This window comes from Flavobacterium sp. GNP011 (assembly GCF_056428925.1).
In genome coordinates this window covers 138,571-150,254 of the sequence record NZ_JBWJVJ010000007.1, presented here as the reverse complement: position 1 = coordinate 150,254, position 11,684 = coordinate 138,571, and the positions used below count along the sequence as shown (strand labels likewise).

The following is an 11,684-nucleotide window of genomic DNA, read 5'->3' as shown; positions in this document are numbered from 1 at the left end:
AAGAGCTTTAGGAATGAATGTTGGAGGTCCGATTCTTTAATTTAAAGGGAAAAACAAATTAAAAAATCAAGTCGGAATTGCCAACAAGGAACTATTTGCTTTTGCGGGCCTTTATTTCCAATGGAAAGATAATTAAACCAACGAAATAAAAACACCTATTACTCCTTTTACAAACACATTATCCAATCAATTTAAAATTGCCAAAACTAAAATAGAGGAAGAGTCCTAGTTGCTTTTTTGAGTATTCGTCTCATTTATCAAAAGCAATATCGTTATGTGTTGTTTTTGAAAAAGTCTAATGTAAGCATTTAATATGTTAATAAGATTGTACGATTTTACATATTTACATCATTTTGAGAGTATTGAATTTTGTATGTTTGTAAATCTCTCAAACTAAATTATTTTGGCAACAAATAAACATGCACAAATTAGATACAACACCTTGGATAAGTGTTTTAGAAATCATGGTAAAAGATTTACCATTGCTGATTTAATGGCTGCTTGTAACGAAGCTATTTATGAGTTTACGGGCAAAGAGGAAGGCATTCAAAAAAGACAATTGTACGATGATATTCGCTTTATGGAAAGCGAACAGGGTTGGTCTATTGAATTGGAAAAAAGTAAAGATGGCAGAACGGTTTACTATCGCTATCAAGATCCTAACTTTTCAATTTCTAACAAACCGTTGAACGAAATTGAAGCGATTCAACTAAAAGAGGCTTTACTTACTTTGAGCCGTTTTAAAGGAATGCCGCAATACGATTGGATTGATGAATTAGGCACACGATTAGACGCCGAATTCAAATTAAACAAGAACTCAGAAAAAGTGATGAGTTTTGAAGAAAATGAATACCTAGAGGGCAAACCTTTTATCTCTGTATTATACAATGCTATTATTTATAAAAAAGTGGTGTCCATTGAATACAAAAATTTTAAAAATGAAAACAGTATAACTTATGAACTAAGTCCTTACCATTTAAAACAATACAACAAGCGTTGGTTTTTATTTGGTAAATCACCCAACTATGAGTCGCTCACTAATATAGCTCTTGATAGAATTTTATCAATCAAAGAAACAGAACAAACATACGAAAACTGCACGGTCGATTTTAACGATTATTTCGATGACATTATCGGGGTAACTATTCCAGACGTACCTTTGGAAACTATAAAAATTAAAATAGCCGAAAATTTGGTTCCTTATATTAGAACAAAGCCCATCCATCCGTCCCAAGCTTATCAATTTGAGGACAATATGCATCGAATTGTAATCAAAGTAATTCCTAATTATGAATTAGAATCGTTATTATTATCTCATGGCGAAAGCTTGCAAGTGCTAGAACCTAGTTCTTTTGTGGAAAAAATGAAAAGTAGAATCGAAAAAATGAATAATAATTATTAGTGCAGATAGACCGCATACATGAAATTTAACTTTGTAATTCAATTATAAAATCTAAAATCATGAACGCAAAAAAGGAACATTTAGCCAATTTTAATTTAGTAGGTGCCACATATTATGACTTGCCAACTTGTTTTCAAGAATTACAAATAGGAACCGTATTGCAGGCTAAACTAGAAACAGAAAATAAATTTGATGCCAGAGCGGTGGCCATTTATTTTGGAGACAATAAAATAGGATTTATACCTAGAAATGAAAATAGAATATTTTATAAATTACTCACAATGGGATATGAGGGTATTTTTCAATTGATGATCCAGAGAATTGATCCAACGGCCCATCCAGAAAATCAAATGCAAATCGTAGCACATTTAATATCAAAAAAAGAATAACATGATAACAGGCGAATTAAAATCTCAAATAGACAAAATCTGGAACGACTTCTGGACTGGTGGAATCTCGAATCCCTTGACCGTAATCGAACAGTTTACCTACTTGATCTTCTTAAAACAACTTGACGACAAGCAAATTTTGATCGAAAAAGAAATAGCACTTTTAGGCAGCACAACCAAAAAACCTATTTATACAGAAGGACAGAAAGAATTGCGTTGGAGTTTTTTTAAAGACAAAGATCCAGAGGTGATGTTTGATCTATTCAGAAAACCGCAGCGTCATTTAAACGACTTAACGGTTTTTGATTTTATGAAAACCTTAGGTGCTGATGGCGGTAAGTTTACAGAGTACATCAAAGGGGCAACTTTTATGATTGATACGCCTAAACTGTTGGACAAAGTGGTGCAACAAATTGATAAATTACCGTTGAGCAACCGTGATACCAAAGGCGATTTATACGAATACATGTTGGGTAAAATTGCAGAAGCAGGTACCAACGGGCAATTTCGAACACCTCGCCATATTATCCAAATGATGGTAGAATTGACGCAGCCCAAAGCAGACGATACCATTTGCGATCCATCATTAGGGACAGCAGGTTTCTTGGTAGCGGCAGGACAATATTTTCACGATAAACAGAATGACTTATTTTTAGATAAAAACTTCCGTGAGCATTACAATACCAATATGTTCAACGGACTAGAAATTGACCCTTCAATGATGCGTATTGCCTCGATGAACTTACAATTGCACGGGATTGAATCACCGCAACTAGTAGGCGGTTCAGCCTTGGCGGAGAGCAACACCATTAACGGAAAGTATTCGCTAGTATTAGCAAATCCTCCGTTTAAAGGAGCATTGGATTATGATGAGGTAGAAAGCAGTTTGTTGCAAGTTACCAAAACCAAGAAAACCGAATTACTGTTTTTAACCCTCATTTTACGCATGTTAAAATTGGGTGGTAGAGCGGCCGTAATTGTTCCTGATGGCGTATTGTTTGGTAGTTCAGGCGCACACAAAAACATTCGCAAAGAACTGGTAGAAAACCAACAATTACAAGGTGTGATTTCTTTACCAAGTGGTGTTTTTAAACCCTATGCGGGAGTAAGTACTGCCATTTTACTATTCACCAAGACCAATTCAGGGGGTACAGATAACGTTTGGTTTTATGATATGCAAGCTGATGGGTTTAGTTTAGATGATAAACGCAACTCCTTAATTAGTGAAGAACAATTAGCAGCTGTTTTTAATAATCCGGAACAAACCGCTACTGAAGTCACGGGTAAATGCGACATTCCTTTCATCATCAACGACTGGAAAACTGTCAATGATGCTGTCACTATGAGCAGAGTCGAAGGGCTTTTTAAGGATAGAACAAATAAATCATTCCTGGTTCCCAAAGCGGACATCGTAGCCAACGACTACGACCTGAGCATTAACCGCTACAAAGAAGTAGTGTATGAAGAAGTACAGTACGAAAAACCAAGCGTGTTAATTCAAGACATTAAAAACTTACAAGCCGATAATGCAAAAAAATTATTGGACTTAGAGAAAATGTTAGGATAAGTTTTGAATCTTGACTGGATTCAAACCAAAAACCTCAAAAAGATATGATCGTGCCTAGATTCGAACCTGGGACCTGCTCATTATAAGTGGGTAGTTCTATACTGAAGTTTCAATTGAGTAATTAAATTAACAATATAAGTTATAATAATAAATAATATGGTAATTGACAAAACACCCAAGAAAATATCCTATCATATATTCAAATTGTATGAAGGGTTAAATATTGAAAATGGTTTCGAGGATTTTGATTTTCCAGACTTTGTTACATTTTTAAATTCTTTAAATGAGGAAGATAGAAAGATGCAAATAACTCCAAAAAAGTATTGTGCATTAGATTTCATTGAAATTATCCAACCAAGATACTTTCAAGGTAGACAAAAATGTTTTTTTGGAATGATTAAGTCAGCTTCATTTGGAACAAAGAAAAATCTGCTTGATAGCTTAACTAATACGGAGAGAGAGAATCCTAAAGAGTTAACTGAAGGTGAAAAAGAAGAAAACTATTTTGTTTTAGCTTTTAAAGATAATTCAGAATTTGAAATTATTTTGCAAAATACACATTTAGGTATTACATCTAACCATTTTAAAAAATATCTTGATAAGTTCATTAGAAAGTATTTATCCGTAAAACGAATTGAACAAGATTTTAATACTGAAATGGGCGATATTATTATTAGCGATCCAAATGAGTTAATTGCTCAATTAGACAGAATTGTTGAATGTAAAGTTTATATGGACAAAGAAGTTTTAGGTTCAGATTTTTTAAAATTGTCCAACAGAACAGTTCAAGTAAAAAAGGATTTAATTATTGATGTTCGAGCAGATACTATGATGAATATTAGAGAGTTCGCAAAAGATGTTGCTGCAGGTTTTGCCAGCAACACTAATATCTCTAAAGTTTGGATTTGTGGAAAGGATAATGACAAAAATGTTCACAAATTTTTTATTGAAAGAATAATGAAATCAAACCATATAAAAGTAACGTTAGATCCAACGACAAAAGCCATTGTTAAAGATTTAATGAAAACAGAAATGATAAAATTAATATAATGTTTAGAGAATTTTTAGTTTTAATATTTGACTATGTCATTATAACCAAAAAGTACCTAATCTTTGATATAGTAATTCCATTATTTCTTTCATTACTTATTATATATGTTGTTCCATCAGAATTAACTTTTAATAATGAATTTATTGGTCAAATTATATCATTGGTTGGAATTTTAGCTGGATTTAATATTACAGCCATTACATTTCTTTCTTCAACTTCTAGTAAAATGATTGATGAATTAAAAGGAAAAAAGGGAATGGAAAGAATCGGCGGAAAAAAGATAAATCTATTTCAAGAGCTTTACATTTATATTTCTTACTCAACACTATTAGCATTTATAATAATATTTTTCGAAGTAATTGGTTATATCATTCCTATTTCCTCAATTTATGAAAATTGGTTTTTTAATCTACTTTGCCTATTAAATTTAACAACGGTATTACATTTAATACTGTTAAACATAAGAAACATTACATTCATATATTTTTCATTCTTTGAAAAATCAAATTAGTCAAAATGCAAAAAATCAAATTAGATGAAGTTCTAAAATATGAACAACCAACAAAATATATTGTTGAAACTGAAAACTATGATGATATTTATAATACTCCAGTTTTAACAGCTGGTAAATCATTTTTATTAGGATATGCTAATGAAGAAAATGGAATATTTAATGATGTTCCTGTAATTATTTTTGATGATTTTACAACATCTTTTCATTTTGTTGATTTCCCCTTTAAAGTAAAATCTTCTGCTTTAAAAATTTTAAAAGCAGTTAAAGATAAAGCCGATATAAAGTATCTGTATTATAAAATGCAAACTATAAAATTTGAAGCAGAACAACACAAAAGATATTGGATATCAAAGTATTCACAAATTCAAATTAATTTACCATCCCTCACCACCCAACAAAAAATAGCCGCTATTTTAGACCAAGCCGATGCCATCATTCAAAACAACCGTGCCATTGTACAAAAATGCGATGCGCTCACACAAAGCTTGTTTTTGGATATGTTTGGGGATCCTGTGAAGAATGAGAAGGGGTGGGAGAAAAGGAAATTGAATGAGTTTTTAGGTGTATTAGTTGATGTTGGTTCCAATGGAGGGAATGATTGGGTTTCAGCTAATATTAAAATGAAAGATGAAGAGGATTATGCTATAATGATAAGAACAACCAATTTAAACAAAAATGATTTTAAAAATAATTTAAAGTATGTTTCTAAGGAAACTTATGATTTATTTAAAAAGACAAAAGTGTTTGGAGGTGAAATTATAATGAATAAAATCGGAAGTGCAGGTGATTTTTGGTTAATGCCTATTTTAAATAAACCTGTTTCTTTGGGATTGAATCAATTAATGATGACTTTTAATAATCTCGATAAAATATTTTTCTTTTTCTTCTTTTCTACAGATTATGGAAAAAAAAATATTAATTCAAAATTAAATGGAGCGACTACTAAATCTATAACTAAAACGGCATTAAGAGATTTAGATATTTTATATCCACCTATCGAACTCCAAAACCAATTTGCAGAACGGGTTGCAGTAATAGAGGTGCAAAAACAACAAGCACAAGAAGCATTAGAAAAAAGTGAGGCGTTGTTTCAGAGTTTGTTACAAAGCGCGTTTAAAGGGGAGTTAAATTAAAAACAAATGATATTAGTATGATAGATTTCAAATCATTTTTCGATTTCACAAAATTACCAACAAAAATATTTGTTGTAACCGCTTTGGGATCTGCAGTATTTCTATTTATGCCTGATAATTTTACCAAGACTTTACATTTTGACAAATTCAAGGAATATAGTGGTTATGTTGGAATTATATTTGTTTTTTCAACCATTTTTATTTTGGTAAATTTTGTTATTTGGTTGTATCAAAAAATTGAATATCAAATCAATATTAAAAAGGTTAAAGAAGAGTTGAAAAAAGAACTACTTAATCTAGATCATCGTGAAAAAGCAGTATTGAGAGAATTTGCTATTCAAGGTCAAAATTCAATAAAAATGCCATACGATGATACAATAGTTTCAGGTTTGATAGATAGAGGAATTTTAAGATACAACAAACAATTAGGAAATTCATTTGTTGCTAAAGGAAACAAAGTTTCAATAGCGCTTTCAAAATATATTTCTGAGATTATTACTCCAGAGCATCTCGATTTAAGTTTGACTATGACTGAAGAGGAAAAGTATGTCGTTCAAGAAAATCGACCTGAATGGACAAATGATTGGAGATATTAGTCATATCAACATTTTACTATGAAATAATCTATAAAATGTTGAGCTAAAAAAAAACATGAAACACACCACTAAAAACTAAAAAATCATGAACTAAATCATTTGTCCACATTGTAACAAAGCATTTAAAATAGATGAAGCGGGTTATGCTGATATTTTAAAACAAGTTCGTGACCATCAGTTTGAAGAAGAGTTAAACAACCGCTTACAGCTAGCAGAGAGAGAAAAAGAAAGTGCAGTACAACTAGCCGAAGCCAAGATAAAAAATGTGTTGCAAGAACAGTTGACTCAAAAAGAGGCAGCGCTAGCCCAACTCAAAGCTGATGCTGCATTAGAATTATCTAGAAAGCTTGCGCAAAAGGAGGCAGAGTTAGTTCAATTACAGTCGCAAAACACAAATGAATTGACTACTTTGAGAGCGCAATTAGGCAATGCAGAATTAGCCAAAAAATTAGCCGTAACAGAAGCAGTTCAAAAAATTGAAAAGGAGCGGGATAATTTGTTGAATGAGGTTAAAACAAAAGAGTTAGAAAAAGAAAATATAGAGAACTCATTGATGCAACAATTCAATACGCAGTTACAAAGTAAAGAAGCCATTATTAAATACAAAGACGAAGAAATTGCCCGTGTAAAAGACATGAAAGTAAAATTGTCAACAAAAATGATTGGAGAAACCTTAGAGCTACATTGCGAAACAGAGTTCAATAAATTGCGTGCTACCGCTTTCCAGAACGCTTATTTTGAAAAAGATAATGATTCTCGTTCTGGTAGCAAAGGCGATTTCATTTACAAAGAAACCGATGACGCTGGGAACGAAATTATTTCCATCATGTTTGAAATGAAAAACGAAGGTGATGAAACCGCAACTAAAAAGAAAAACGAAGATTTTTTTAAAGAACTAGACAAAGATCGTAACGAGAAAAAGTGCGAGTATGCTGTTTTAGTTACTATGCTTGAGGCGGAGAGCGAATTTTACAACACAGGAATTGTAGATGTTTCACACAGGTTTTCAAAAATGTATGTGGTGCGTCCGCAATTTTTTATTCCGATAATCACTTTGTTGCGTAATGCGGCCATGAACTCTTTAAAATATAAGGCTGAATTGGCTTTGGTAAAAAATCAGAATATTGACATTACCAACTTTGAAGATAAGATTAATAAGTTCAGAGACGGTTTTGCCAGAAACTATGATTTAGCAAGTCGTAAATTTAAAGATGCTATTGACGGCATTGATAAAACAATTAAAGAACTTGAAAAAACAAAAGCCGCATTGATGTCCTCTGAAAATAACCTTCGACTAGCCAATGAAAAAACCGAAGAGTTAACTATCAAAAAGCTAACGCATGGTAATCCTACGATGAAATCTAAGTTTGATGAGTTGGAATAGCAATCAAAAACGAAGAATAATTTTCTCTTAGCAGAAAAAGTAGTATTTTAGTACAAAATTTAATTAATGAACTCTAACTTTCTATTTCTTCAAAAAGAATTTCCCGCAATTTTTAACGAAGTAAGCGGTGCTGAAAAACATACTTTTACAGCACCTCGTTATGCCGCTTTATTGTGCAGAAGTACTTTAGAGAAAACCATTTTCTGGTTATATCAAAACGATGAAGATTTAGAATTGCCTTATGATACAAAATTAGGCGCTTTATTACACAACGATAGTTTCAAAGCCATACTCAAACCTAGTATGCTAATGGAGTTAGACATCGTGCGTTTATACGGTAACAATGCAGCTCACGGCAAGAATATTAGAGCCTTAGAAGCGCTGCAAGCATTAAAAAATACCTTTCGTTTTCTATCTTGGTTAAGTAAGTATTATAGTAAAGAAAATCCTGATATTATTGATTTTGATGAGCGTTTCATTCCTTATGGAGATGTAGCTGATAAAACCAAAAAACAATTACAGGAATTAACAGAAGAGTTTGAAAAAGAACGTCAACAAGCCAATAAATTAGTAAAGCAACAAGCAATACTAGCAGAAGAAAACGAAAAATTAAAGCAACAACTCGATGCACAGCTGCAAATCATTGCGTCTAGAAAAGAAGAGCGAAGCACTATTTATAAAAATCAAGAAGTTGTTCCAGAACTCACTTCTGAATACGAAACTCGCAAAGTCTTAATCGATTTATTATTGAGAGAAGCAGGTTGGGACAAACTACGGCTAGGTATCGAAATTGAATACGAAGTTTCAGGTATGCCAATTTCCACCAACAAAACAGGTATAGGTTATGTAGATTATGTGCTGTGGGATGATAATGGAAAACCTTTAGCGGTTGTAGAAGCAAAAAGTACCTTACATGATGCAAAAAAAGGAAAACATCAAGCTACACTTTATGCTGATTGTTTAGAACAAAAAACAGGACAACGACCTATTATTTTTTATACCAATGGGTACGAAACCTATTTATGGGACGATACTTTTTACCCAGAACGCCAAGTACAAGGGTTTTATACTAAAGAAGAATTACAATTGTTAATGAAGAGACGTTTTGAACGTTTAGACATTAGAAATTTTACTGTAAATACTGCCATTGCGGGTAGAGCTTACCAGTTAGAAGCAATTAAAAGGGTGGCAGAAACATTAGTGATTACAAAAGATAATAAACTAAAAGGTAGAAACAGAAAAGCATTGTTAGTCATGGCAACAGGAAGCGGAAAAACAAGAACCGCTGCGGCTATGATTGAAATGTTTACCAAATGCAATTGGGCAAAACGAGTCTTGTTTCTAGCAGATAGAAATGCATTGGTAACGCAAGCTAAAAATGCTTTTAAAGAGCATTTACCTCATTTGAGCGCTATTGATTTAACTAAGGAAAAAGAAGATAACAATACTAGATTAGTGTTCTCTACTTATCCCACAATAATGAACAAAATTGACAATCTAAAAACGCAAGAAGAGCGATTTTATGGAATAGGTCATTTTGATGTAATTATTATTGATGAAGCGCATCGTTCTGTTTACCAAAAGTACCAAGCTATTTTTGATTATTTCGATGCAATATTAATTGGACTTACCGCAACTCCCAAAAAAGAGTTAGACCGCAATACGTATCATTTGTTTCAGATTGAAGATGACAATCCGACATTTGCTTATGAGTTAAACCAAGCGGTAGAAGCTAAATTTTTAGTACCTCCAAAGGCATTTACAATTCCGTTAAAATTCCCACGAAAAGGAGTAAAATATTCAGAATTGAGCGAAAGAGATAAAGTACGCTTCGAAGAATTATTTGGAATCAAAGGAGACGATTCGGAAACAGGCATTGCAGAAATTGCTAAAAGCAAAGTCAATTCCTTTTTATTTAATGAAGATACAGTGGATAAGGTGTTAGATTATCTGATGCAAAATGGACAAAAGATTGAAAGCGGTGATAAATTAGGAAAGACCATCATTTTTGCAAAAAATCATCAACATGCAATTTTTATAGAAGAACGTTTCAATAAAAATTATCCTGAATACGGGGGCAAGTTCTTGAGAGTGATTGATAATTACGAAGATAAAGCACAGGATTTACTAGAACGGTTTTGTTTTGATAAAGGTGACGAAAAAGAGCCTCAAATTGCCGTTTCAGTAGACATGATGGATACAGGAGTAGATGCACCTAGAGTATTAAACTTGGTATTTTTCAAAGAAGTAAAATCGTACGCAAAATATTGGCAGATGATCGGAAGAGGTACACGTTTGTGTCCTAATATTTTTGGTCCAGGCAAAGACAAAGAGTTCTTTCTGATATTTGATATTTGTGGTAATTTTGAATTTTTTGAAGATTTTCCAGATGGATATAATCCTACCACAGCAAAACCTTTGCATCAGCAGTTGTTTGAGGCACAACTTGATATTGTAGTAAGTATTCAAAATAATCCCGACGCCTCAACGCAAGATGATGAAGTAGCCAATCAGTATAGAAATAATTTATTTGAGAAAATTAGTCAATTAGATAACACTCGTTTTGAAGTGAGAAAGCATTTGCGTTTTGTAAATAAGTATAAAATTGATACTAATTGGAAATCAATTTCACAAAGCGATGTGTTAGACATACAACAGAATTTATCTCATTTAGTAGCTTACACAGAAGATACTGATGAATTGGCTAAACGTTTTGATTTAATCGTTTATCAACTAGAATTAGCGATTTTACAACAAAGTAAAAAACAAGTCCGTTATATTGACAATATACATTCTATTGCTAATTTGTTGTTTACCAAGAGAAATATTCCCGCTGTAGCATCAAAAATTGCCACAATTAACGAGGTAATGACAGATGAGTTTTGGCAAAATATTTCGTTGACCCAATTAGAAAAGACAAGGGAGGAACTTCGGAATTTAATTCAGTTTCTAAAAGACGAAAACAAAGAAAAACCGATCTATTCTGATTTTACAGATGAACTACCACACGGTGAAGTACAAGAAAAAGATATTCTCATAGGGTATACTAATTTAAAAAGTTATAAAGATCGTGTAGAATCTTTTATCAGAAAAAATCGAAACCATTTAGTAATTGACAAATTATTTAAAAATATTCCAGTAACACTCCAAGAATTAGAGCTTCTAGAGGAATTTTTGATGCAAGAAGCCGAAAGCAAAGACCGTTTATTCTCTGAATATGAAGAGCAACCTTTGGGAAAATTCGTTAGAAGAGTAATTGGTTTAGATATAGAAGCAGCTCAAAAGCATTTCGCCACCTTTATTCAGCAAGCAAATTTGAATGTAAATCAAATTACATTCATTCAAAAAATTATTGATTACTTGAATAGAAATGGTGTTTTAGATAAAACGATGTTAACGCAACCACCATTCAATGATCAAGATGATAATGGGATAATTGGGATTTTTCCTGAAGAGGATAAATTAGTAAAAGTAATTCAATTGATTGAAGAAATTAATCAAAATGCAGGCTTAGGATAATTGTTTTAATCTGAATGTATATAAAAACAACATTTACTTTGTAGATTATAAAAGAATAATTGAAAGTTTTATTTTGTTTTAAAGGTTTGAAGAACGCTCGTTTTGTTATTTATTAATCTCGCTGGATGC

General features: G+C 32.2%; 9 protein-coding genes. All 9 read left to right on the top strand.

The genetic code is table 11. The features are described 5' to 3' along the window. Nucleotides 1-403: 403 nt before the first annotated feature. The 9 genes from AC061E_RS08735 to AC061E_RS08695 all read left to right on the top strand — a co-directional run bounded on the left by AC061E_RS08735 (nucleotide 404) and on the right by AC061E_RS08695 (nucleotide 11,555). Nucleotides 404-1,402: a helix-turn-helix transcriptional regulator gene (locus tag AC061E_RS08735; RefSeq protein WP_478285884.1), complete on the top strand. Its 999-nt coding sequence runs from the start codon at nucleotides 404-406 to the stop codon at nucleotides 1,400-1,402. A 59-nt stretch (nucleotides 1,403-1,461) separates the two neighbouring features. Continuing rightward, a complete protein-coding gene (locus AC061E_RS08730; RefSeq protein ID WP_478285883.1) occupies nucleotides 1,462-1,791 on the top strand; it encodes an HIRAN domain-containing protein in 330 nt (109 codons plus the stop codon). 1 nt (nucleotide 1,792) lies between these two features. Next, nucleotides 1,793-3,358 carry a type I restriction-modification system subunit M gene (locus AC061E_RS08725; protein ID WP_478285882.1) on the top strand — a complete coding sequence of 522 codons (1,566 nt, stop codon included), beginning with the start codon at nucleotides 1,793-1,795 and terminating at the stop codon, nucleotides 3,356-3,358. Between the two features lie 156 nt (nucleotides 3,359-3,514). Then, nucleotides 3,515-4,408: a hypothetical protein gene (locus AC061E_RS08720; RefSeq protein WP_478285881.1), complete on the top strand. Its 894-nt coding sequence runs from the start codon at nucleotides 3,515-3,517 to the stop codon at nucleotides 4,406-4,408. After that, nucleotides 4,408-4,920 carry a hypothetical protein gene (locus AC061E_RS08715; protein WP_478285880.1) on the top strand — a complete coding sequence of 171 codons (513 nt, stop codon included), beginning with the start codon at nucleotides 4,408-4,410 and terminating at the stop codon, nucleotides 4,918-4,920. The genes AC061E_RS08720 and AC061E_RS08715 overlap by 1 nt, the downstream gene beginning before the upstream one ends. 5 nt (nucleotides 4,921-4,925) lie before the next feature. Then, nucleotides 4,926-6,056: a restriction endonuclease subunit S gene (locus AC061E_RS08710; protein ID WP_478285879.1), complete on the top strand. Its 1,131-nt coding sequence runs from the start codon at nucleotides 4,926-4,928 to the stop codon at nucleotides 6,054-6,056. Between the two features lie 17 nt (nucleotides 6,057-6,073). Then, entirely contained in the window at nucleotides 6,074-6,652 is a 579-nt protein-coding gene (locus AC061E_RS08705) for a super-infection exclusion protein B (RefSeq protein WP_478285878.1), read from the top strand. A gap of 265 nt (nucleotides 6,653-6,917) precedes the next feature. Then, nucleotides 6,918-8,036: a DUF2130 domain-containing protein gene (locus AC061E_RS08700; RefSeq protein ID WP_478285877.1), complete on the top strand. Its 1,119-nt coding sequence runs from the start codon at nucleotides 6,918-6,920 to the stop codon at nucleotides 8,034-8,036. A 66-nt stretch (nucleotides 8,037-8,102) separates the two neighbouring features. After that, nucleotides 8,103-11,555, top strand: a complete 3,453-nt coding sequence (locus tag AC061E_RS08695; protein ID WP_478285876.1) for a DEAD/DEAH box helicase family protein — start codon at nucleotides 8,103-8,105, stop codon at nucleotides 11,553-11,555. Nucleotides 11,556-11,684 lie beyond the last annotated feature (129 nt).